This window comes from Arthrobacter sp. 05N428_2 (genome assembly GCF_056397065.1).
In genome coordinates, this window is sequence record NZ_JBFTMR010000011.1 from 67089 (window position 1) to 89609 (window position 22521).

Below are 22521 nucleotides of genomic sequence, written 5' to 3' on the forward strand. Positions count from 1 at the left end.
TCCGGCTCCGGCATGCCCGTCGGGGTTTTCCCAGTTTGGGGCACTAAAATAGCTAGACTCCCGTTCGCTAAGGAAGGCACCACCAGTGGCTCGACCCCGTGACAAGCGCGCCGACGGAACCGGCCCCCCGGTTCGGTCCGGCGCCGCTGCCCGGCACACGGCAGATGATTCCGTCGGGCCCGCGCGCCACCTCGGTGCCGCCCGGCGGATACCGGTGTGGCTGAAGGCCACCACCATCATCATCTCGGTGCTCCTCGTCGGTGTCATCGCGTTCGGCGCCTACTGGTTCATCCGTTTGCAGGGAAACATCTCCACCCAGGCGCTCGGCGCCGGCAACGCCCGGACCGAGGCCGCCCCCGACGACGCGACCGGCCGGATGCAGATCCTGATCCTCGGTTCGGATACCCGTGACGGCAAGAACTCGCAGTACGGCGGCGCAGCGGATTCCACCGGCTACGGCCACTCCGATGTCATGATGCTGATGGACATCTCCGCAGACAACAAGCGGGTCAACGTCATCAGCTTCCCGCGGGACCTTCTGGTGGACATCCCGAAGTGCAAGGACCCGAAGACCAACCAGGAGTATCCGGCCCAGACCGGGGTCATGATCAACGCGGCGATGTCCGAGGCCGGCATCGGCTGCGCGGTGGACACCGTCAACAAACTCACCGGGCTTGAGATCGACCACTTCATGATGGCCGACTTCAACGCCGTGAAGGAACTCTCGAATGCCGTCGGCGGCGTCGACGTGTGCGTCAGCGACGCCATCTTCGACCCAGACTCCGGGCTTCGGCTGCCCAAGGGAACGTCCTCAGTGCAGGGCGAGCAGGCGCTCTCCTTTGTCCGCACCCGGCACGCCTTCGGCGACGGCGGCGACCTGGGCCGGATCAAGGCCCAGCAGGGGTTCCTGAGTTCCCTCACCCGCAAAATCAAGTCCGACGGCACCCTCACCAACCCGGCACGGATGCTCGGTATCGCGGACGCGATCACCAAGAACCTGACGATCGACGACGGCCTGGCCTCCGTCCCGACCCTGCTGACCGTCGCGAACCGGCTGAAGACCATCGACGTCGGCAAGGTCGCCTTCGTGGCTACTCCGACAGAGCCCGCGGCGTCTGACATCAACCGGCTGCAGCTGGCGGAGCCCGCCGCGTCGCAGCTGTTCGCGGCGATGCGCAAGGACGTGGACCTGACAGACCCCACCGCCACCCCGACGGCCGCCGCGGGCGCCACTGCCGGTGCCTCGGCCAGCGTCCAGCCGACGGCCAGCCAGACGCCTGCCGCGCCTGCCTACAACAAGGCCCTGCAGCCCGTCACCGTGGCCAACGGCTCCGGCGACCCGGCGCGGGCCAAGGAACTGCTGGCCGCGCTCAACGCGGGCGGCTTCACCCAGACGGGCCAGCTGACCGCCAAGGCCGTGGCGACCACCGCCGTGTACTACGGCGCGAACTTCGCCGACGTGGCCGCGGACGTGGCCACGCTGCTGGGCATCCCGGCCTCGCAGGTACTCCCGGCAGCCGGCGTCGCGGGCGTCCAGGTCTACGTGGGCAGCGACTACACCGGCGGGGCCCAGCAGGCGGACGCGCCGGTGGCCTTGCCCAAGGACATCGTCAACCAGACGGCCGGCGATACGGTCTGCCAGCAGGCGAACCCAGCGCTGATCACGCGCTAGCCCCAGGGGCCGGCGCTACCAGATGCTGACGCGCTCCCCGGGCGCCAGCCACATGCCGTCCTGCTCCGAAGTCCCGAACGCCGCGTGGAAAGCATCGAGGTTCCGGGCGATGTCGTTGGTGCGGAACTCATTGGGGGAGTGCGGATCGGTGGCGAGCCGCCGGACCGCCTCCTCGCTGCGGATCACCTGCCGCCAGATCGCTGCCCAGGAAGCGAAGAAGCGCTGGGCGCCGGTCAGCCCGTCCAGCACCGGCGGCTCCTGCCCGTCGAGGCTGAGCAGGTACGCCTTGTACGCGATGGCCAGACCGCCGAGGTCGCCGATATTCTCGCCCAGCGTCAGCTTGCCGTTCACATGCTGGCCCGCTGCCTCCGCCGGGGAGAGGGCGTCGAACTGCGCCACGAGCTTCGAGGTCAGCGCCTCGAAAGCCGTCCGGTCCGCCTCGGTCCACCAGTTCCGGAGCAACCCGCTGCCGTCGTACTGCGAGCCCTGGTCATCGAAGCCGTGGCCGATCTCGTGGCCGATCACCGCCCCGATGCCGCCGTAGTTCACGGCGTCGTCGGCGTCGGCGGTGAAGAACGGCGGCTGCAGGATGGCGGCCGGGAAGACTATTTCGTTGAGCAGCGGGTGGTAGTAGGCGTTCACCGTCTGCGGTGTCATCAGCCACTTCTCCCGGTCCACGGGTTTGCCGACCTCGTCCAGGTGCCGGTCCACGTCGGCGCTGTGCGCGCGTTCCACGTTGCCCAGCAGATCCGCCGGGTCGATCTCGACCGCTGAGTAGTCGATCCACTTGTCCGGGTAGCCGATCTTGGCGCGGAAGGAATCCAGCTTCTTCAGGGCCTCCAGCTTGGTCTCTTCACCCATCCAGGCCAGGTCCGAGATGGAACCCCGGTACGCCTCGGTCAGGTTACCCACCAGCGCGCGCATCGACGCCTTGTGGCTTTCCGGGAAGTGCCGGGCCACGTAGATTTGCCCGACGGCCTCGCCCAGGGCGGCCTCGACGACGGCGACGCCCCGCTTCCAGCGGTCCCGGTTGCGGGGGGTGCCGCTGAGCGTGGTGCCGTAGAAGGCAAAGTTCGCGTCTACGAACGCGGCGGAAAGATAGGGTGCCGCCGCGCTGACCACCCGCAGGGCGAGCCATTCCTGCCAGACGGCCAGCGGCACCGATTCCAGCAGCCCCGCCGCGCCCGCGAAGAAGTCCGGGGTGCTGACCACCAGCTCGCTCCGTTTCTCCGGGGCGATGGCAGCGGCATCGAACCAGGCGGAGAGCAGCGGAAAGAGCTGAGCGACCTCCTCGGCCGACTTCAGGTTGTAGGTCTTCTGCGGGTCGCGCAGCGTGACCTTGTCCCAGTGGTGCGAGGCGAGGGACGTCTCCAGCTCTATAACCCGGGCGGCCGCCGCGTCGGCGTTGGCGACGCCGGCCAGCCCGAACATGGTGCCGATGTGCTGGCGGTAGGCCTGGACAATCGGCGCGAACTTCTCGTCGCGATAGTAGGACTCATCCGGCAGCCCCAGGCCGGCCTGGCCGGTGTAGAGCAGGATCCGGTCCGGGTTGCCCGCATCCGGTGCAGGGTAGATGTAGAACAGCCCGGAAACGTCGGCCCGGAACAGCCGGCCGGCGAGCTGGACCAGTTCGGCCACTGAACCGGTGGCGAATACCTCGGCCAGCCGTGCGCGGATCGGCTCCGAGCCTTTGGCCTCCACTGCGGCTTCGTCCATGAAGCTGTTGTACAGTTCGCCGATCTTGCGTTCGATCCCGGTCGCGGCGTCGCCCCGGCCGGCCGCCGCCAGGATGATTTCCTTGACGGCCACTTCCGAGTCGTCGCGCAGCGCCGTGAACGTGCCCTCCAGCGGCCGGTCGTCCGGTATGGCGGTGCTCTTCAGCCAGCCGCCGTTGAAGTGCCGGTAGAGGTCGTCCTGGGGGCGGACTCCGGCGTCAATAGAGGTCTGGTCGATCCCGGAAAGCGGCACTGCTGCTCCTTCGAAGGGGGAGCTGTACTCGGCCTGGGACCGGTACAGCGTCTGCATGGTGGACGTGTATGAGGTATGGCCCCTTCATCTTACGCACCCGTGTTACTGTGAAAATGTGCGTGCAGAACTGCTCCTTCTTAGCTGCCGCAGCGAGGCCTCGGACGCAATCCAGCGCTAGGCCAACCCTCGCTGCGGAGTTAGTGTTGCCCCGGCCTCCCCTCAACAGGAATCAGAGAATAGGCCCCGAAAGTCATGCGAAACGCACAGCAGCCCTCAGGAATGCCAGTCCACCGCTACGTCCCGTTCCAGGACCTGATCACGGTCGAACTGCCGGACCGCACCTGGCCCGACAAGGTCATCACCAAGGCCCCCCGCTGGTGCGCGGTCGACCTGCGTGACGGCAACCAGGCCCTGATCGATCCGATGAGCCCGGCCCGGAAGATGAAGATGTTCGACCTGCTGGTCCGGATGGGCTACAAGGAGATCGAAGTCGGCTTCCCCTCCGCCTCGCAGACGGACTTCGACTTCGTCCGCCAGCTGATCGAGGGCAACCACATCCCGGACGACGTCACCATCCAGGTGCTGACCCAGGCCCGGGAACACCTGATCGAGCGGACCTACGAGTCCTTGCTCGGCGCCAAGCAGGCCATCGTGCATCTGTACAACTCGACGTCGGTGCTGCAGCGCCGGGTCGTCTTCAACCAGGACGAGGACGGCATCCTCGACATCGCGCTGCAGGGCGCCCGGCTGTGCAAGAAATACGAAGAGACCCTCGAAGACACCCACATCACCTACGAGTACTCGCCCGAGTCCTTCACCGGCACCGAGTTGGCCTACGCCGTGCGGGTCTGCAACGCGATCGCGGACGTCTTCGAGGCCTCCGCCGACCGCCAGGTCATCATCAACCTGCCGGCCACCGTCGAAATGGCGACGCCCAACGTCTACGCCGACTCCATCGAGTGGATGAGCCGCCACCTGCACCCGCGCGAGGGCATCATCCTGTCCCTGCACCCGCACAACGACCGCGGCACAGGTGTCGCAGCGGCCGAGCTGGGCTACCTGGCCGGGGCCGACCGGATCGAGGGTTGCCTCTTCGGCAACGGCGAACGGACCGGCAACGTCGACCTGGTCACCCTGGGCCTGAACATGTTCGTGCAGGGGGTCGACCCGATGATCGACTTCTCCGACATCGACGATGTCCGCCGCACGGTGGAGTACTGCAACCAGCTGCCCGTGGCGGAACGCTCGCCCTACGGCGGCGACCTGGTGTTCACCGCCTTCTCCGGTTCGCACCAGGACGCCATCAAGAAGGGCCTCGAAGCCCTGGAGAAGGACGCCGCAGCCGCCGGCAAGGACGTGGCGGACTACGAATGGCAGGTCCCGTACCTACCGGTCGACCCCAAGGACCTCGGCCGCAGCTACGAGGCGGTGATCCGGGTCAACTCGCAGTCCGGCAAGGGCGGCGTCGCCTACCTGCTCAAGAACGAGCACAACCTGGACCTGCCGCGCCGCGCGCAGATCGAATTCTCCGGCGTGATCCAGCGCCGCACGGACACGGTGGGCGGCGAAGTCAGCGGCGCCCAGCTGTGGCAGGTGTTCCAGGACGAATACCTGCCCTCCGCCGCGGCGGAAGCCCAGTGGGGACGCTACGCCCTCGGCGCGGTCAGCACCGAGTCGGACGAGGACGGCGTCATGACGTTGACCGCCGCGCTCAAGGTGGACGGCAAACCGCTGCGCCGCACCGGGACCGGCAACGGCCCGATCGCGGCCCTGCTGAGCATCCTGCGGGAGGACGGCGTCGACGTCCGCGTGCTGGACTACAGCGAGCACGCCCTCTCCGAGGGCGGCAGCGCCCAGGCCGCCGCCTACGTCGAATGCGCCGTGGGGGAGCGGGTGTTGTGGGGTGTCGGGATCGACGCCAACACGTCCATGGCGTCGCTTAAGGCAGTCATTTCGGCCGTCAACCGCGCCATCCGGGACGCCCGCGCCTGAGCGATCCCGCCGCCACCCGCTGCGCCGCCGGATCACCGACGGCGCAGCGTGGGGTTTTCCGATGGCGGCGTTTCCCGACAGTCAGTGCGAAGATTAGCTGTGGCCCAACCTTCCTCCTTTGCCGCCCGCGCCTACCGCGACGACGCCGTGGTCCTGCGCACCCATAAACTGGGCGAAGCGGACCGCATCATCACCCTGCTCACCAAGCACCACGGCCAGGTCCGGGCGGTCGCCAAGGGGGTCCGGCGCACCAGCAGCCGTTTCGGTGCCCGGCTCGAGCCGTTCATGGTCGCGGACCTGCAGCTCATCTCCGGACGCACCCTGGACGTGGTGACGCAAGCCGTCGCGAAGGGCGCCTACGGCTCCAGCATCGCCGCCGACTACGGCCGCTACACCGTCGCAGCCGCGATGACCGAGACCGCGGAGAAGCTCACCGACGTCGACGGCGAGGCGGGAACGGCGCAGTACAACCTGCTGGTCGGGGCACTGGCTTCGCTGAGCCGCGGCGACCACGCCGCCGAGCTGATCCTGGATTCCTACCTGCTCCGTGCACTGTCCACCGGCGGCTGGGCGCCCAGCTTCACCGACTGCGCCCGTTGCGGCGCGCCCGGGCCGCACACCGCGTTTTCCGCCCCGCTGGGCGGCATGGTCTGCCCGGAGTGCCGGCCGCCGGGCTCGCCCGCGCCCGCCGCGGAGACAGTGCTGCTGCTGGGAGCGCTGCTGACCGGCAACTGGCCGGCCGCGGACGCGTCCCAGCCGGTGCACCGCCGCGAAGCGGCCGGGCTGGTGGCAAGCTACCTGCAGTGGCATCTGGAACGTGTCCTGAAATCCCTCAAACATGTGGAGCGAACGTAAAAGTGGCATTGGGAAGAAGCTTGGGAAAAAACCTGGAGAAGAGCCAGGCGAAGCAGGCGGGCGTCCGCCGGCGGAGCGCCCCGGTGGTGGCGCCCTACCCGCATGCCTCCGGCGCCGTTCCGCCCGCCATCCCCGCCGAGTTCATTCCCCGGCACGTCGCGATCGTGATGGACGGCAACGGCCGCTGGGCCAACCAGCGCGGCCTGCCCCGGATTGAGGGCCACAAGGCGGGCGAGCCCGCCCTGCTTGACGTCATGGCCGGGGCCATCGAACTGGGCATCGAGCACGTCAGCGTCTACGCGTTCTCCACCGAGAACTGGCGCCGTTCGCCCGAGGAAGTGCGCTTCCTGATGGGATTTAACAAGGACGTGCTGCGTCGGCAGCGGAACCAGCTCGATGAGTGGGGCGTCCGGATCCGCTGGTCCGGGCGGCGGCCCAAGCTTTGGGGCTCGGTGATCCGGGAGCTCGAAGAGGCCGAGGATTACACCCGGGCCAACACCACCTGCACCTTGAACATGTGTGTTAACTACGGTGGCCGGGCGGAAATCGCGGACGCCGTCTCCGCCATCGCCGAAGAGGTCGCCACCGGCCGGCTCAAACCCGGTGCCATCACCGAACGGACCATCCAGAAGTATCTGGACGAGCCGGATCTGCCCGACGTGGACCTGTTCCTGCGCAGCTCCGGCGAGCAGCGGCTCTCCAACTTCATGCTCTGGCAGTCCGCCTACGCCGAATTCGTCTTTCTCGACACGCTGTGGCCCGACGTGGACCGCCGCACCCTGTGGGACGCCGTCGAAATCTACGCCAGGCGGGACCGCCGCTACGGCGGGGCGGTGGACGCCGCGGCGCCGGCCGCTCCGGCCGGCCCGGCCTGAGTCCGGTACAGGTCCAGCCAGAGCAGCAAGTCGCCGTGGGCTTCCTCCCGCACTCCGCGGCGGGAGAGGAAGACGTCGTGGATGGCGCCCGGGTAGCGGAAGACCGCGGCCCGGCGGCCCAGCCCTAGGGCCCGGCGTGCCGTCTCCTCCACGTCGATCACGGCGTCGACGTCCATCAGCGCTTCGGACCATTCGGCCTGGATCCGGGTGCGGCCGGAGAGCATCACCAACACCGGTGAAGTGATGTCAAGCCGCCGCTGCACGGCCGCGTGGCCGGCCAGGACCGCCTTCGTCCAGCCGGGCCGGATCGGGAACGATGCCCTCGGCCGCCAGTGCGGGTCCAGGTCCCATTCGCCGTGGGACGTGCTGCTCACGCTGTCCCAGTAGCCGGGCATGCCGGGCAGCAGCAACGGCCGCCGCGGGTCCGCTCGCGCCAGCGGTTCCACCAGCTGCATGGCGATGTTGCGGATCAGGCTGCTGCCCTGCAGCTCCAGCCACGGCGCATTCAGGATCAGGGTGCCCAGTGCCCCCGGATTCCGGTCCGCCCACAGCGCCGCCACCAGGCCCCCCAAGGAATGCGCGAGCAGGTGGACCGTCGGCGCGCCGGAATGGCCGGTGCGGGCGGCGACGTCGGCCGTGATGGCGGCAAGGGCGGCCGCGAGGTCCTCGTCGTAGACCGCCAGGTCGGCCGTGTAGCCGGGGGTCTGCCAATCCCGCAGGCTGCGCCCGAACTTGCGCAGGTCCAGGGCATAGAAGTGGAAGCCGCCGGCCACCAGCCGCTCGGCGAGTTCGGTTTGCAGGAAGTAGTCGGCCCAGCCGTGCAGGTAGAGGACCACGTTCGGCGGTGCATCCGTGGCCGGGCGGCCCGGGGCGGCAGAACGCACCAGGGTGGCGACGACGGGCCCTTCGTCGTCCGGGCACAGGCCCAACTCCAAGGACTCGAAGCGTCTTCCCAGCGCATCCTCCTGCCAGCGCGGCTGCGCCGCGGGGCCCCTCACGCCTGGACCTCTCACGTCCGGACCCCTCACGCGGTGCCGCCGTCGGCCGGGCCGTAGGCGCGGATCCAACGAGCCAGCCGCGCGTAGGCGTCGGCGCGGACTGCCGGCGCCGAGAGGAACACATCGTGCAGGGCGCCGTCGATCCGTTCCAAGGTCACGGTGCGTCCCAGGCTCAAGGCGCGCAGGGCGATCGTGTTGACGTCCAGGACCGCGTCGGAGCGCCGCATCGACTCCTGCCAGAACATGCCGTTGGCGCTGGCGCCGGAGATCAGCACCAGGATGGGCGCATCGATCTTCAGCCCCCGGGCCACCCGGGACTGGCCGGCCAGGACGGCGCTGAGCCAGCCGGCCCGCACCGGAAAGGCCTGCGGTGGCCGGTAGTTGTCATCCAGGAGCCATTCGCCTTCGGCGGCGCTGCTGATGCTGCGCCAGTAGAAGGCGCGCTCGGGGAGCCTGATCACGGACTCGGGCCGGAAGCGGGCCCACGGCCCCAGCATGGTCTTCGCGGCCCGCCGGAGGGCCGGGCTGCCGTGCATTTCGAGCCAGGGGCTGTCGAGGACAAGCTGGGCGACGCCTCCCGGGTGCCGGCTTGACCACAGGGCCGCGATGAGTCCGCCGGTGGAGTGCCCCATCAGGGTCACCGGCGGGGACGGTGAGCCCTTCGGTCCCAGCGCTTCGATGATGCCGAGCGCGGCGGTGATCTCGGCGTCGTAGTCGGCCAGATCCGCCACGTAGCCGCCGTGGGTGCCGGGCCGCAGGCTCCGGCCGTGGTTGTGCATGTCTAGCGCGAAGAACGCGAAGCCCTGGCCAGTCCAGAACTTCGCGAGCTCCTCGTTGAAGAAGTAGTCGCTCCAGCCGTGCAGGAACAGCACCGCCCGCCGCGGAACCCGGCCGGCGCCGGCGGCGGGGACGTGCCGCACCAGCGTGGCCGTGCGTACGACGCCGTCCGGACCTGCCGCCTCGAAGGCGCAGGCCGCGAAGTCGTCGCCCAGGATGTCGGTGTGCCACTCCACCGGTGTTCTCCCCGAACCCCGGTCAGAGGGCGGCGGCCGCGGCGCGGCCCGCCGCCCGGCCGGAGAACAGGCACCCGCCCAGGAAGGTCCCTTCCAGAGCGCGGTAGCCGTGGATGCCGCCGCCGCCAAACCCCGCGGCCTCGCCGGCGGCGTACAGCCCGGCCACCGGCCACCCGGAGCCGTCCAGAACCCGCGACTGCAGATCCGTCTGGATCCCGCCGAGGCTCTTACGGGTCAGGACGGAGAGGCGCACCGCCAGCAGGGGCCCGTGCTTGGGGTCGAGCATCGGGTGCGGCGGTGCGACCCGCATGATCCTGTCAGTGGTGAACCGCCGGGCCGCCCGGATGGCCGCGAGCTGCGGATCCTTCCCGAGCCCGCTGGCGAACTGCCGGTCCCGTGCCCGGATCAGCCGGTCGAGCTCGCCGGGCTCGATCAGCGGCGCCCCGGTGAGCGCGTTCATCTTCGCGGCGAGGTCCGTGGGGCTGCCGGCCTGCAGGAAGTCCACGCCCCGGTCCAGGAAGCGTTCCAGCGGGCTGTCCCCGGACGGTTTGAGACGGGCTGCGAGGAGCGGGACGTCCTTGCCCGTCAGGTCGGGGTTCTGCTCGGATCCCGAGAGGGCAAACTCCTTCAGCGCGATGGCCTTGTTCAGCACGAACCAGGAGTGGGTGTGCCCGGTGCCGAGGATATGCCGGAGGGCGCCGAGTGAGTCAAAGCCCGGGAACAGCGGCGCCGGGAGCATCCGGCCCGTCGCGTCGAGCCAGAGCGCCGAGGGCCCGGGCAGGATCCGGATGCCATGCCGGGGCCAGACCGGGGAGTGGTTGTGGACGCCTTCCGGGTAGTGCCACATCCGGTCGCCGTTGATGAGGCGGCCGCCGGCGCGGTGAACGGCGTCGAGGAAGCCGCCGTCCACCGACGCCGGCACGCCGCTGAGCATGGAGGCGGGAGCATCCCCGGCCGGCCACTGCCGGCGGACCGCCCCGTGGTTCCCGCCGATGCCGCCGCTGGTTACGACCACGGCCCCGGCGGCGGCCTCGAAGGCGCCGGCGGCGGTGCGGGAAGACTGTTCGCCGCGCGCGGCGGCGCTTGCGGCGAGCACCTCGCCCCGCACACCGCTGACCCGGCCCGCCGTCGTCGTGAGTTCGGTGGCCCGGTACCGGAAGTGAAAGGACACCCGGCCGGCGGCTTCGCCTTCGCGCAGTTTGGCAAGGAACGGCTCGACCAGTGCCGGGCCGGTGCCCCAGGCGACATGGAACCGGGGCACTGTGTTGCCGTGGCCATCCGGGCCATAGCCGCCGCGCTCGGCCCACTGCACGAGTGGAAACAGTCCGACGCCGAGGGACGCGAGCCAGGCGCGTTTCTCGCCGGCCGCGAAGTCTACGTAGGCTTCGGCCCACTGGCGGGCGAGGGCATCCTCGGGACGGTCGAAGGCGGCCGAAGAGAGCCAGTCGGTGAGGGCCAGTCCGGCGTTGTCGCGGACGCCGAGCCGCCGCTGTTCGGGTGTGTTGACCAGGAAGAGGCCGCCGAAGGACCAGTGCGCCTGGCCGCCAACGGAGGCTTCGGGCTCCTGGTCCAGGACCGCCACCCGCCGGCCTGCCGCATACGCCTGGGCCGCGGCCACCAGCCCGGCGAGCCCGGCGCCGACAACGACGACGTCCGCTTCGATCCGGTGGCTGGGGGCTGCATCGTCGCTGGTCATGGCTTCATGCTAGTGCCCGTCGGGGTTCCTCTTGCCGCGATTGGTGTGTCCGGTTCGGGCCGGGATTTTGGTTTGCGCAGCAGGAACCGGAAAACTAGGGGCATGCGCGTATATCCCACCTTCTTCCGGTTTGCCTTCTCCTGGATGGACGCCGAGCGCGCCCACCGGATTGGGTTCCGGGCCATCCGGCTGGCCAACCGTTGCGGCGCCGGCCGGCTGCTGCAGCGCCTCACCGCCCCGGCGCCCTCGCTGCGGACCGAGGCCTTCGGCTTGACGTTTCCGTCCCCGTTCGGGCTGGCCGCGGGGTTTGACAAGGAAGGCCACGGGATCGAGGCACTTACCGACCTCGGCTTCGGCCATGTCGAGGTGGGCACCATCACGGGGCAGGCGCAGCCGGGCAATCCTGCCCCGCGGCTCTTCCGCCTGGTCCAGGACCGCGCGGTGATCAACCGGATGGGCTTCAACAACGACGGCGCCGCGGCCGTGGCGCCGCGGCTGCGCTCGGCACGCGCCGCCCTGCAGCGCCGCTATCCCGCGGTTCGCCCGGTGATCGGCGTCAACATCGGCAAGAGCAAGGTGGTGGAGCTGGAGGACGCGGTGGCGGACTACCTGGTCAGTGCCCGCAGCCTGGCCCCGGCGGCGGACTACCTGGTGGTCAACGTCAGTTCCCCGAACACGCCCGGGCTGCGGCTGCTGCAGGACGTCGAATCCCTGCGCCCGCTGCTGGCCGCCGTGGGGGAGACGGCAGACACCGCGGCCGGCCGCCACGTGCCGTTGCTGGTGAAGATCGCGCCGGACCTCAGCGACGACGACATTGACGACGTCGCCCGGCTGGCCCTTGAGCTGAAGCTGGACGGCATTATCGCCACCAACACCACTGTTGCCCGCACCGGCCTGGTCTCCGGCGCGGAACGCATCGCGGCGTGCGGGGCCGGCGGTCTCTCCGGCGCCCCGCTCAAGCAACGTTCGCTCGAAGTGCTGGCCCGGCTCAGGGCCGTGACCGGCGGCGCGATCACCCTGGTTTCGGTCGGTGGCGTGGAGTCCGGCCAGGACGTCCGGGACCGGCTCGCGGCCGGCGCCACCCTGGTGCAGGGTTACACCGCGTTCCTCTACGAGGGCCCCTTCTGGGCGGCGCGGATCAACCGTGAGCTGGCCAAGGCGCCCAGCCGCCGCTGACGGGGCAGGTGCAAACAGGGCCGCGCGGCAGAAAAGCCCCCGGCAGTTCAAAAACTGCCGGGGGCTTCAGTCTGGCCAAGTTCTACACTGGCGGAAGTCAGGCGGGGTACTCGCCGCGCTTGACTTGGGGCTTGGGAAGACGCAGGCGGCGGAACTGCAGGGAGCGCATCGAGCCGTACCAGACGGTGCCGCGCTCAACCTCGTCGAACTTCTCACTCAGGCGCGCCTTGAGCTTCCGGGAGAGGATGAAGACGTCCACGAACACCGCCAGGAACATGACCCAGAAACCACCGAGGACGTAGATCATCTGCTCGCTGCTCGCCGGAACCAGGAGCGAAATGACGACAAACACGAGGGCACCGAACATCAGGTACTCGCCCAGGCTGAACCGGGCGTCGACGTAATCGCGGGCGAAGCGTTTCTGCGGGCCCTTGTCCCGGACCGGCAGGAACTTCTCATCCCCGGTGTCCATGGCGCGGCGCATCTTGAGGCGCTGGTCCGCAACCGCGGTGCGCTCGGCCGCCCTGGAGGCCTTCCGGTCCTCCGGAACCAGCGGCCGCTTGCGGGCGGCCACCTGGGCGCTCCGCTTTGGTGTGGGCGCGCCCTTGCCGATGACGGCGTTCCGGGCTGCTGCCTCGGCCACTTGCTGGTCAACTACGTCCTGCGCCGAGGGCGCTTCCTTTTTACGTCCAAACACCCATACAGAATACCCTGCGGGGGCGGGCCCGAGACCCAGCCCACAGCGGCCCCCGCACGGGTAGTGTTTTGGCCATGACTTCATCTTCCGCGGGGATCCCGCAGCCCTCAACCGTCGGTTCGATCAATGCCGATGCCCTCCGCCACGCCGTCACCGATTCCTTCGACGCCACGGTCGCACAGCTCAAGGAACTCGTAGCCATCCCGGGCATCGCCTGGCCCAGCTTCGATCCTGCTCCGCTGAATGCCAGCGCCGACGCCGTCGCCGGACTGGTCCGCGCCAGCGGGTTCGAGGACGTCCGGATCCTGCGCTGTGACAAGGAGGACGGCACCCCCGGCGGCCCGGCCGTCGTCGCACGACGTCCCGCCGCGGCCGGGAAGCCCACCATCCTGCTCTACGCCCACCACGACGTCCAGCCCACCGGCGACCTGGCGCTCTGGGAGACCGAGCCGTTCACCGCCGTCGAGCGCGACGGCCGGCTATACGGCCGCGGCGCGGCGGACGACAAGGCAGGCATCCTCGCGCACGTCGCCGCTTACTCCGCCGTGACCCGGGTGCTGGGGGAGGAGCTGGGCCTGGGCGTGACCTTCTTCTTTGAAGGTGAAGAGGAAGCGGGATCGCCGACCTTCCGCGCCTTCCTCGAAGCCCACCGGGAACTGCTGCGCTCGGACGTGATCGTCGTCGCCGACTCGTCCAACTGGAAGGTAGGCATCCCGGCCCTCACCACCAGCCTGCGGGGCCTGGTGGACGGCACCATCGAGGTGAAGGTCCTGGACCACGCCGTCCACTCCGGCATGTTCGGCGGACCAGTCCTGGACGCCCCGACGCTGCTGGCCCGGCTGATCGCCACCCTGCACGACGATGAAGGCAGCGTCGCGATCGAGGGCCTCGTCGGCCGCGACGACGTCGCCGTCGACCTCACCGAGGAGGAGTACCGCGCCGACGCCTCGGTGCTCGACGGCGTGCGGCTCGCCGGCACCGGAAGCATCGCTTCGCGCCTCTGGACCAAGCCCGCGCTGTCCATCATCGGTTTTGACGCGCCCGCCGTGGACGTCGCCTCCAACACCTTGCTCCCGCGCGCCCGCGCCAAGTTCAGCCTGCGGCTCGCCCCGGGCCAGGATCCGGCCGAGGCCATGGAGGCAGTACGCCGGCACGTCGAATCACACGCGCCGTTCGGCGCCGAAGTGGTGTTTACCCCGGGGGAGACCGGCAGCGCCTTCAGCACCGACACCACATCGGCCGCCGCCAGCATGGCGATGTGGGCCCTCGGCGAGGCCTGGGGTGTACCGGCGGTCGAGACCGGGATCGGCGGTTCCATCCCGTTCATCGCCGACCTGACCGAGCTGTACCCGGACGTGCAGATCCTCGTCACCGGCGTGGAGGATCCTGACTCGCGGGCACACAGTGCCAACGAGTCGCTCCACCTGGGCGACTTCCGGAACGCGATCATCGCTGAGGCGCTCCTGCTGGCCCGGCTGAACGCGGAGGGCCTGGCCTGAGCTGGCCGCAGATACTGCCGTCGGTCGGCTGCCACGCTTTTCGCGTTTGTCGGGGAACACCCAGCCGGCATGGACGGTTACGTCAGGAGTTAGAGCTACACCGCGGATCGACGTAGCATGTAGCTATAGCCCATACCGTTAAGTAGGGGCGGGCGCCGCGCAGGCGGAGCCGCCACGACCGTCGTAAGAAGGTAGGCCATGAGCACTACAACCAATGAACACAGCGCCGACACCACCGTCCAGGCGGACCAGGAACTGGCCAGCCACGAGGTCCAGCTGACCGACGTCGCGGCCGGCAAGGTCCGCAGCCTGCTGGAACAAGAGGGCCGCACTGATCTTCGCCTCCGCGTGGCCGTGCAGCCCGGCGGATGCTCCGGACTGATCTACCAGCTGTACTTCGACGAGCGCCTCCTCGAGGGCGACGCGGTCCGCGACTACGACGGCGTCGAGGTGGTCGTCGACAAGATGAGCGTCCCCTACCTGAGCGGGGCCAGCATCGACTTCGAGGACACCATCTCGAAGCAGGGATTCACCATTGACAACCCGAACGCCGGCGGATCCTGCGCCTGCGGGGATTCCTTCCACTAAGGACTAAGGCCGGGCCGCCAGCCCGGCCTTAGTGCCGTCCGGGGGTGGTTGACTACAACCCGAAAATCGCCCGCCACGCACGGCGCGGACATGTGGGCGAAAACTCGTGCGGAGCGGTAAGCTCTACACCGAGTAGTAAAACTTTTAGTGTGCCCGGAACGCTGCGGCGGCCGGGCGACAGCAACAAGTAGGAAGGGCCGTCTGTGAGTTCGCAGAACCGAACCGGCAGCCGACGCAAACAGATCACTACGATCACTGGCTTGGCACTAGCCGGCGCGTTGGCTTTGACTGGATGTTCACCAGAGGTACAGAAAGGGTGGCTGCCCACTGAGCGTGGCACCACCAACCACACTGACCGCATCATGGACCTCTGGGTCAACTCATGGATTGCCGCCCTTGTCGTGGGTGTCATCACCTGGGGTTTGATGATTTGGTGCATCGTCGCGTACCGGCGGCGGAAGGGGACCGTCGGGTTCCCCCGTCAGAACAGCTTCAACCTGCCGCTCGAGGTCTTCTACCTGACGATTCCGGTATTCATGGTCCTGGTGTTCTTCTACTTCACCGACCGTGACCAGCAGGCGATCGACAACCGCGACCAGCCGGCCGACGTCGTCGTTGACGTCCGAGGCAAGCAGTGGGCGTGGGACTTCAACTACAAGAAGGGCGACGTCATCACCGACGACGTCCACGAGGCCGGCGTCCAGGCGCACCTCACCGGCAACGACGTGGACAAGGAAAAGCTGCCCACGCTGTACCTGCCGGTCAACAAGTCGGTTGACGTGGAGCTGAACTCCCGCGACGTCATCCACTCCTTCTGGGTTCCCGCCTTCCTGCAGAAGCGCGACATGATCCCGGGCAAGACCAACTACATCCGGTTCACCCCCACCAAGGAGGGGACCTACGACGGCAAATGCGCCGAACTCTGCGGTGAGTACCACTCCGAGATGCTGTTCCGTGTGAAGGTCGTCTCCGAATCCGAGTTCAAGTCTCACCTGGACCAGCTGCGCCAAAGCGGCAACACCGGGCTGCTCGGCGACGAGTATGACCGTAACCCGGCCCCGACCCCGACCGCGACTAAGTAAGGGGAGCGCGACGTGGCAACAACCTACTCTCAGCCCTCAGGGACCCTTGAGGCTCCCGTAGTACCCAAATCCAAGGGACGCATCGTCGTCAACTGGATCACCTCGACCGACCACAAGACCATCGGGTTCATGTACCTGATCGCGTCGTTCGTGTTCTTCTGCTTCGGCGGCGTGATGGCCCTGCTGATCCGGGCCGAGCTTTTCGAACCGGGAATGCAGATCCTGCAGACCAAAGAGCAGTACAACCAGCTCTTCACGATGCACGGCACCGTCATGCTGCTGATGTTCGCGACACCGCTGTTCGCCGGCTTCACCAACGTGATGATGCCGCTGCAGATCGGTGCTCCCGACGTCGCTTTCCCTCGGCTGAACGCGCTGGCCTTCTGGTTCTTCCTCTTCGGCTCCACGATCGCCGTCTCCGGCTTCATCACCCCGCAGGGCGCAGCCTCGTTCGGCTGGTTTGCCTACGCGCCGCTGTCGAATACCACCTTCAGCCCGGGAATCGGCGGTGACCTCTGGGTCTTCGGCCTGGCCCTCTCGGGCTTCGGCACCATCCTGGGTGCCGTCAACTTCATCACCACCATCATCTGCATGCGTGCCCCGGGCATGACCATGTGGCGGATGCCGATCTTCACCTGGAACGCGCTGATCACCTCCATCCTGGTGCTCATGGCATTCCCGCCGCTGGCCGCTGCCCTGTTCGCCCTCGGTGCGGACCGCCGCTTCGGCGCACACATCTTCGATCCCGAAAACGGCGGAGCCGTGCTCTGGCAGCACCTCTTCTGGTTCTTCGGCCACCCCGAGGTGTACATCATCGCGCTGCCGTTCTTCGGCATCGTCTCCGAGATCTTCCCCGTGTTCAGCCGCAAGCCGATCTTCGGCTACAAGGGCATTGTCTACGCGACGATCTCCATCGCTGCCCTCTCCGTAACGGTGTGGGCACACCACATGTACGTCACCGGATCGGTCCTGCTGCCATTCTTCTCCTTCATGACGATGCTGATCGCGGTTCCCACCGGCGTGAAGTTCTTCAACTGGATCGGCACCATGTGGCGGGGTTCCATCACCTTCGAAACCCCGATGCTGTGGAGCATCGGCTTCCTGGTGACGTTCCTCTTCGGCGGCCTGACCGGCATCATCCTGGCCTCACCGCCGCTGGACTTCCACGTCTCCGACTCCTACTTCGTGGTGGCCCACTTCCACTACGTGGTCTTCGGCACCGTGGTGTTCGCGATGTTCGCCGGCTTCTACTTCTGGTGGCCCAAGTGGACCGGCAAGATGCTCAACGAGCGGCTCGGCAAGATCCACTTCTGGATGCTGTTCCTGGGCTTCCACGGCACCTTCCTGATCCAGCACTGGCTCGGCGTCGAGGGCATGCCCCGCCGCTACGCGGACTACATGCCGCAGGACAACTTCACCTGGATGAACCAGTTCTCGACCTATGCGTCCTTCCTGTTGGGCGCCTCGCTGATCCCGTTCTTCTGGAACGTGTACATCACCTGGCGCAGCGACCAGAAGATCATGGTCGATGACCCTTGGGGCTTCGGGGCCTCGCTCGAATGGGCGACGTCCTGCCCGCCGCCGCGGCACAACTTCACCTCGCTGCCGCGGATCCGCTCGGAGCGTCCTGCCCTGGACCTGCACCACCCCGAGCTCGCCCAGCACTACACCGCCGCCTCGCCTGCCCCGGCGGCAGCGACGCTCGGTAACGCCGACCAGAAGGATCAAGCGCTGTGAAGATCGAATCACGGATTTTTGGACTCGGAGCCTTCTTCTTCATCCCGGTCTCGGTCATCTACGGATTCCTGACGCACTGGTCCGAGTGGGTCGGCATCCTTGGGGTGCTGCTGCTCGGCGGCCTGGCCGGAATGATCGGCGCCTACCTGGGCTTCACCGGTCGACGCGTGGGCATGCGCCCGGAGGACCGCAGCGATGCGGAGATCCACGAGGGTGCCGGCGAGCAGGGCCACTTCAGCCCTTGGAGCTGGTGGCCTCTGGTCCTCGGCCTGGCCTGCGCCGGTGGTTTCCTGGGGATTGCCATTGGCTTCTGGATCACCTTCATCGCCGGTGGCCTGGCTATCGTCGCGCTCATTGGCTGGGTCTACGAATACAGCCGCGGAGACCACGCACACTAGTACACGCACTCGATCGACGACGGCGGGCCCCACCAAATGGTGGGGCCCGCCGTCGTTTGCGTGTGTGCTGCGGCACCGCGCTGTGCCGGGCGCGCGGGACGGCCGGGTCAGCCCGACTGCGACTCCAGCAGGGCGCACAGCGCCGCCAGGACGCGCTCAGCAGTCCCGGGGCCGGCGCCTGCCGGGACGGCCTCGGCAGCAACGGCCAGCTCCACTTCGCACCCGCAGGAAAAATCCTCGGTCATGACCTCCAGCAGGGAACGGGCATCGACGCCCGGCCGGCCCTGCTTACTGATCGTGACGGGCAGTCCGCTCTGCGTTACGGCGCGGACGAAGGCCGCCGCCGGCCGGGCGTGCAGTCCGACCGACGCCTGGACGACCGCCTTGCGTGCTGGCAACTGTGCTCCCTTATCGGAGGTCGCCGGGCAGGCCGGCAATGGGTGCTGGGGTGGGCCGGACGTCTTCGCGCCGCGGCCGCCGTTTACGGCCTTCCCAGCGTAGCCGGGGGAGGAGCGGTGAGCGAACCCGGACACGCCTGTGGTCTAGACCTGAGGGCGCCGTGACCTACGCTTTAGGTATGAAGCACTTCAGCAGGCCTTTCCGTGGAATCTAAGGCGGCCCGGATGGCCGGCGAGATTGACCGGCACAGCGGCGTCCCCATTTACGTGCAGCTCCGGGAGATCCTCCGCGCGCACATCGCGAGCGCGTGTCCGCCCGGATCGGCGCTCCCCTCCGAACGGGACCTCTCGGAACGGTTTGGTTTGGCCCGGATGACCGTGCGCCAGGCCATCGACGCGCTCGTCGGCGAAGAGGTGATCGAGCGCGTCGTCGGCCTGGGCACCTTCGTGCGCAAGCCCAAGCTGGACCTGCAGGTCAAACTCACGTCCTACAGCGAGGAAATGCAGCGCCGCGGCATGGTTCCGGCGGCCAAGGTGCTCAGCTTCGAACAGATCGGCGCCAGTGCCTTCCTGGCCCGGGAGCTGCAGCTCGAGGAGGGGACCCAGGTGGTTCGGTTCCGGCGCCTGCTGCTGGCCGACAATGAGCCCATGAGCGTCGATGAAAACTTCATCCCTGCGCACCGGGTGCCTGGGCTGCTCGACGGCGAGCCGCCGACATCGCTCTACAACGTGCTGAGCGAGCGCTACGGCCTGGTCATGGAGTGGGGCGAGGACATGATCGAGGCGACGGCGGCGTCGCCGTCCACGGCCCGCCTGCTGAATGTCGAGGTCGGGTCGCCGCTCCTGAAGATCCAACGGCACGCCTTTGTCGCCCGCGCCATGGTCGACTACTCCGTCTCCTATTACCGCGCCGACCGCTACAAGCTCTGGGTGCCCCTGCAGCGGCCCGGCGTCCGGCCGACGCGGAACTACGCGAACGGCTACCGCCCCTGACCCGTCGGTCGCGGTGGAACGCACAAAAGGCCCGGTCCTGGTGGACCGGGCCTTTTCGCTGACTCTGGCGGTGCTTAGTGGCTGAGGCTCTTCTGCTCAGCAGCCACATCGATCGCCTCGTGCTCGCCGTGGTGGCTGTGCGCCGCCGCGAGCTCGGACGGGGTTGCCGGGGCGACCCGGTCCTCGAAGAACCACTTGGAGAGCATCGCGCGGCGCTTCTCCTTGCGGTCGACGACGCCGTTGCTGTTCGGCTGGGCCGGCAGCACGGTCGGGGATTCGAAGCCGACCAGCTTGTAACGCTTGTACTCGTCCAGCGGGGCGTGCACCTCGATGAACTCGCCGTGCGGCAGCCGCACGATGCGGCCGGTCTCCCGGCCGTGCAGGGCAATCTCCCGGTCCTTGCGCTGCAGGGCCAGGGCGACGCGCTTGGCAACGATGAAGCCGAGGATCGGTCCGATGAAGAACAGCGCGCGCAGCCAGTACGTGACGTCGTTCAAGGACACGTGGAAGTGCGTGGCGATGAGGTCCGAACTTGCGGCGGCCCACATCACGCAGTACCAAACGAAACCGGCGACGCCGATGCCCGTCCGGGTCGGGGCATTGCGGGGACGGTCCAGGACGTGGTGCTCGCGGTCGTCCTTGGTGATCCAGCGTTCGATCCACGGGTAGGTAAACATCACGGTGAACAGGATGCCCGCCGGGACCAGTGCCGGCAGCAGCACGTTGAAGCTGAACATGTGGCCGAACCAGATCTGCTCGACGTGCCAGTTCCCGAAGGTGCCCGGCATCAGGCGCAGCGCGCCGTCAACGAAGCCGATGTACCAGTCAGGCTGGGTACCGGCCGAGACAGGGGAGGGGTCGTAGGGACCGTAGTTCCAGATCGGGTTGATGGTGAAGAACCCGGCCATCAGGGCGATGACACCGAACACGATGAAGAAGAAGCCGCCAGCCTTCGCCGCGTAAACCGGGCCGAGCGGGTAGCCGACGACATTGCCGTCGTTGCGTCCCGGGCCGGGGTACTGGGTGTGCTTGTGCACGACCACCATGAACAGGTGGGCGGCGATCATCAGCAGGATGAGCGCGGGGACCAGCAGGATGTGGAGCATGTACAGCCGCCCGATGATGGCGGTGCCGGGGAATTCTCCGCCGAACAGGAAGAACGAGATGTACGTGCCGATGACCGGGATGGACTTGATCACGCCGTCGATGATGCGCAGGCCGTTGCCGGAGAGCAAGTCATCGGGGAGGGAGTAGCCGGTGAAGCCGGCAGCCATGGCCAGGATCAGCAGGACGCTGCCCACCACCCAGTTCATTTCACGGGGCTTGCGGAAGGCGCCGGTGAAGAAGACGCGCAGCATGTGCACGCTCACCGAGGCGACGAACAGCAGGGCCGACCAGTGGTGGACCTGGCGCATGAACAGGCCGCCGCGAATATCGAAGGAGATGTTCAGCGACGAGTTGTAGGCCACCGACATTTCGACGTTGTTCAGCGGAAGGTAGGAACCCTGATAGTGGGTTTCGGCCATCGACGGGTCGAAGAAGAACGTCAGGAAGGTACCGGAGAGCAGCAGGATGACGAAGGAATACAGCGCCACCTCGCCGAACATGAAGGACCAGTGGTCGGGGAAGACCTTACGGCCGAATTCCCGGAGAATTCCGGATCCTCCGACACGCTGGTCAACGAAATCGGTGATGCGGCCGCCCTTGGTCTTGGCGACGAAAGTGGGGGTGTCAGCTGTTGATGTTGCGCTCATGCTCATCACGCTCCCAGTAGCTAGGTCCGACAGGTTCTTTGAAGTCGCTCGTGGCGTAAAGGTAACCCTCGTCGTCGACGGCGATGGGCAACTGCGGGAGCGGACGGCTGGCCGGGCCGAAGATAACCTTGCATTCCTGGGTCAGGTCGAAGGTTGACTGGTGGCACGGGCACAGCAGGTGGTGGGTCTGCTGCTCGTACAACGCAACAGGGCAACCAACGTGGGTGCAGATCTTGGAGTAGGCAACGATGCCGTTGTAGCTCCAGTTCTCCCGGCCCGCGGAGGGGTTAAGGGAGTCGGGGTTCAGGCGCATGAGCAGGACGACGGATTTGGCCTTCTCGTTCAGTTTGCCTTCTTGCAGCTCGTTGAGGCCTTCCGGAATCACGTGGAAAGCCGAGCCGATGGTGACGTCCGCTGCCCTGATGGGGGTGCCATCGGGGTCGCGGGTGAGACGCTTGTGCTTGCCGTCCACCGGCGCCCACATGGTGTGCGCCAGCGTCTTGTCCGGCCGCGGGCCCAGGTCGCCGAAGACCGCCAGGGCGGGCAGCGGAGCCAGCGCGACGGCGCCAAGCAGGGTGTTGCGGATCAGCGGGCGGCGCTTGATGCCGGTTTCCTCGACGATGTCGTCGACGATCCGGACGGCGGCCAAGCGGTCGTCTTCGGTCCGGATGGCGTGACGCTCTTCGGAAACCTCGTGGTCCGGCATGAGGGCCTTGGCCCAGTGCACGATGCCGGTGCCGATGCCGAGCATGGCAAAGGCGGTGCCGATGCCGAGCAGGGTGTTCTGCAGCCGGATGGTGCCGATCGAGGAGTCAGGTCCTAGATCGATGGCGAAGTACGCCACCAGGAATATCAGGGTGCCAACGACCGAGGCACCGAACAGAATGGCCACCTGCCGTTCCGCTCGCTTCGCGGCTCTCGGGTCCGTGTCGGCCAGGCGCAAACGATGCGGGGGAATTCCAGGATCCTGGAACTTCTCCACCTCATTCTGACCAGCCGTAGCTACGGTGCCCGAGTGGTTCGGACTGCCGTCACTATGGTTGCCCATAATTCGCCTCATCCTTCTCTCGTCTCGACCAGCGTCGAGTTAGTTTTCAATTCGACCTGCTGACGGATCAGCAGACAATTCT

19 protein-coding genes are annotated in these 22521 nt (G+C 67.7%); 11 read left to right on the forward strand and 8 right to left on the reverse strand.

Annotated elements, in window-relative coordinates:
- Positions 1-85: 85 nt before the first annotated feature.
- On the forward strand, positions 86-1672 hold the full coding sequence (locus AC1DGI_RS13275) for an LCP family protein (protein WP_476899180.1): 1587 nt from the start codon (positions 86-88) through the stop codon (positions 1670-1672).
- Between the two features lie 15 nt (positions 1673-1687).
- On the opposite strand, the gene AC1DGI_RS13280 is transcribed toward AC1DGI_RS13275, so the two are convergent.
- A complete protein-coding gene (locus AC1DGI_RS13280) occupies positions 1688-3640 on the reverse strand; it encodes a M13 family metallopeptidase (protein ID WP_476899223.1) in 1953 nt (650 codons plus the stop codon).
- A gap of 252 nt (positions 3641-3892) precedes the next feature.
- Here AC1DGI_RS13280 and leuA point away from each other — a divergent pair, with 252 nt between their 5' ends.
- The 3 genes from leuA to AC1DGI_RS13295 all read left to right on the forward strand — a co-directional run bounded on the left by leuA (position 3893) and on the right by AC1DGI_RS13295 (position 7362).
- Positions 3893-5632 carry a 2-isopropylmalate synthase gene (gene leuA / locus AC1DGI_RS13285; protein WP_476899181.1) on the forward strand — a complete coding sequence of 580 codons (1740 nt, stop codon included), beginning with the start codon at positions 3893-3895 and terminating at the stop codon, positions 5630-5632.
- A 99-nt stretch (positions 5633-5731) separates the two neighbouring features.
- Complete coding sequence (gene recO, locus AC1DGI_RS13290; protein ID WP_476899182.1) at positions 5732-6487, forward strand: DNA repair protein RecO; 756 nt, start codon at positions 5732-5734, stop codon at positions 6485-6487.
- A gap of 20 nt (positions 6488-6507) precedes the next feature.
- Positions 6508-7362 (forward strand): isoprenyl transferase, encoded by an 855-nt coding sequence (locus AC1DGI_RS13295; protein WP_476899183.1) that lies wholly within the window; start codon positions 6508-6510, stop codon positions 7360-7362.
- On the opposite strand, the gene AC1DGI_RS13300 is transcribed toward AC1DGI_RS13295, so the two are convergent.
- Genes AC1DGI_RS13300 through AC1DGI_RS13310 form a run of 3 tightly spaced genes read right to left on the reverse strand, consistent with a single transcriptional unit; the run spans position 7308 to position 11069 of the window.
- The gene (locus tag AC1DGI_RS13300; RefSeq protein WP_476899184.1) at positions 7308-8360 is read right to left on the reverse strand and encodes an alpha/beta hydrolase; all 1053 of its coding nucleotides are present in this window, start codon (positions 8358-8360) and stop codon (positions 7308-7310) included. The genes AC1DGI_RS13295 and AC1DGI_RS13300 overlap by 55 nt on opposite strands.
- 26 nt (positions 8361-8386) lie before the next feature.
- Positions 8387-9373, reverse strand: coding sequence for an alpha/beta hydrolase (locus tag AC1DGI_RS13305; protein ID WP_476899185.1), 987 nt, complete (start codon positions 9371-9373; stop codon positions 8387-8389).
- 22 nt (positions 9374-9395) lie between these two features.
- A complete protein-coding gene (locus AC1DGI_RS13310) occupies positions 9396-11069 on the reverse strand; it encodes an FAD-binding dehydrogenase (RefSeq protein ID WP_476899186.1) in 1674 nt (557 codons plus the stop codon).
- A gap of 102 nt (positions 11070-11171) precedes the next feature.
- Between AC1DGI_RS13310 and AC1DGI_RS13315 the strand changes: the two genes are divergently transcribed.
- The gene (locus AC1DGI_RS13315; protein ID WP_476899187.1) at positions 11172-12245 is read left to right on the forward strand and encodes a quinone-dependent dihydroorotate dehydrogenase; all 1074 of its coding nucleotides are present in this window, start codon (positions 11172-11174) and stop codon (positions 12243-12245) included.
- A 97-nt stretch (positions 12246-12342) separates the two neighbouring features.
- Here AC1DGI_RS13315 and AC1DGI_RS13320 read toward each other — a convergent pair whose 3' ends face one another.
- Positions 12343-12942 carry a DUF3043 domain-containing protein gene (locus tag AC1DGI_RS13320; RefSeq protein WP_441402959.1) on the reverse strand — a complete coding sequence of 200 codons (600 nt, stop codon included), beginning with the start codon at positions 12940-12942 and terminating at the stop codon, positions 12343-12345.
- A 74-nt stretch (positions 12943-13016) separates the two neighbouring features.
- Between AC1DGI_RS13320 and AC1DGI_RS13325 the strand changes: the two genes are divergently transcribed.
- From AC1DGI_RS13325 to AC1DGI_RS13345, 5 genes are all read left to right on the forward strand, one after another.
- The gene (locus AC1DGI_RS13325; protein ID WP_476899188.1) at positions 13017-14441 is read left to right on the forward strand and encodes a M20/M25/M40 family metallo-hydrolase; all 1425 of its coding nucleotides are present in this window, start codon (positions 13017-13019) and stop codon (positions 14439-14441) included.
- A 198-nt stretch (positions 14442-14639) separates the two neighbouring features.
- Entirely contained in the window at positions 14640-15029 is a 390-nt protein-coding gene (locus tag AC1DGI_RS13330; RefSeq protein WP_354236247.1) for a HesB/IscA family protein, read from the forward strand.
- A 203-nt stretch (positions 15030-15232) separates the two neighbouring features.
- Positions 15233-16111 carry an aa3-type cytochrome oxidase subunit II gene (gene ctaC, locus AC1DGI_RS13335; protein ID WP_441403585.1) on the forward strand — a complete coding sequence of 293 codons (879 nt, stop codon included), beginning with the start codon at positions 15233-15235 and terminating at the stop codon, positions 16109-16111.
- A gap of 12 nt (positions 16112-16123) precedes the next feature.
- Positions 16124-17848 (forward strand): aa3-type cytochrome oxidase subunit I, encoded by a 1725-nt coding sequence (gene ctaD / locus AC1DGI_RS13340; RefSeq protein WP_476899189.1) that lies wholly within the window; start codon positions 16124-16126, stop codon positions 17846-17848.
- Positions 17845-18246, forward strand: coding sequence for a cytochrome c oxidase subunit 4 (locus AC1DGI_RS13345; RefSeq protein WP_476899190.1), 402 nt, complete (start codon positions 17845-17847; stop codon positions 18244-18246). The genes ctaD and AC1DGI_RS13345 overlap by 4 nt, the downstream gene beginning before the upstream one ends.
- A gap of 107 nt (positions 18247-18353) precedes the next feature.
- Here the strand turns inward: AC1DGI_RS13345 and AC1DGI_RS13350 are convergent, their stop codons facing one another.
- Positions 18354-18644 carry an HPr family phosphocarrier protein gene (locus tag AC1DGI_RS13350; RefSeq protein WP_441401840.1) on the reverse strand — a complete coding sequence of 97 codons (291 nt, stop codon included), beginning with the start codon at positions 18642-18644 and terminating at the stop codon, positions 18354-18356.
- A 225-nt stretch (positions 18645-18869) separates the two neighbouring features.
- Here AC1DGI_RS13350 and AC1DGI_RS13355 point away from each other — a divergent pair, with 225 nt between their 5' ends.
- On the forward strand, positions 18870-19637 hold the full coding sequence (locus tag AC1DGI_RS13355) for a GntR family transcriptional regulator (RefSeq protein WP_441401839.1): 768 nt from the start codon (positions 18870-18872) through the stop codon (positions 19635-19637).
- A 74-nt stretch (positions 19638-19711) separates the two neighbouring features.
- Here AC1DGI_RS13355 and qcrB read toward each other — a convergent pair whose 3' ends face one another.
- Complete coding sequence (gene qcrB, locus AC1DGI_RS13360) at positions 19712-21391, reverse strand: cytochrome bc1 complex cytochrome b subunit (protein WP_476899191.1); 1680 nt, start codon at positions 21389-21391, stop codon at positions 19712-19714.
- Positions 21369-22439: a cytochrome bc1 complex Rieske iron-sulfur subunit gene (gene qcrA, locus AC1DGI_RS13365; RefSeq protein ID WP_441401837.1), complete on the reverse strand. Its 1071-nt coding sequence runs from the start codon at positions 22437-22439 to the stop codon at positions 21369-21371. Before qcrA ends, qcrB begins: the two co-directional genes overlap by 23 nt.
- Positions 22440-22521: the final 82 nt, after the last annotated feature.

Excerpts from the sequence above, each read along its gene's own strand:
- AC1DGI_RS13315 (WP_476899187.1), top strand. The coding sequence starts at position 11,172 with ATGCGCGTATATCCCACCTTCTTCCGGTTTGCCTTCTCCTGGATGGAC.
- AC1DGI_RS13325 (WP_476899188.1), top strand. The coding sequence starts at position 13,017 with ATGACTTCATCTTCCGCGGGGATCCCGCAGCCCTCAACCGTCGGTTCG.
- AC1DGI_RS13355 (WP_441401839.1), top strand. The coding sequence starts at position 18,870 with ATGGCCGGCGAGATTGACCGGCACAGCGGCGTCCCCATTTACGTGCAG.
- qcrA (WP_441401837.1), bottom strand. The coding sequence starts at position 22,439 with ATGGGCAACCATAGTGACGGCAGTCCGAACCACTCGGGCACCGTAGCT.
- qcrB (WP_476899191.1), bottom strand. The coding sequence starts at position 21,391 with ATGAGCGCAACATCAACAGCTGACACCCCCACTTTCGTCGCCAAGACC.
- leuA (WP_476899181.1), top strand. The coding sequence starts at position 3,893 with ATGCGAAACGCACAGCAGCCCTCAGGAATGCCAGTCCACCGCTACGTC.
- AC1DGI_RS13310 (WP_476899186.1), bottom strand. The coding sequence starts at position 11,069 with ATGACCAGCGACGATGCAGCCCCCAGCCACCGGATCGAAGCGGACGTC.
- AC1DGI_RS13330 (WP_354236247.1), top strand. The coding sequence starts at position 14,640 with ATGAGCACTACAACCAATGAACACAGCGCCGACACCACCGTCCAGGCG.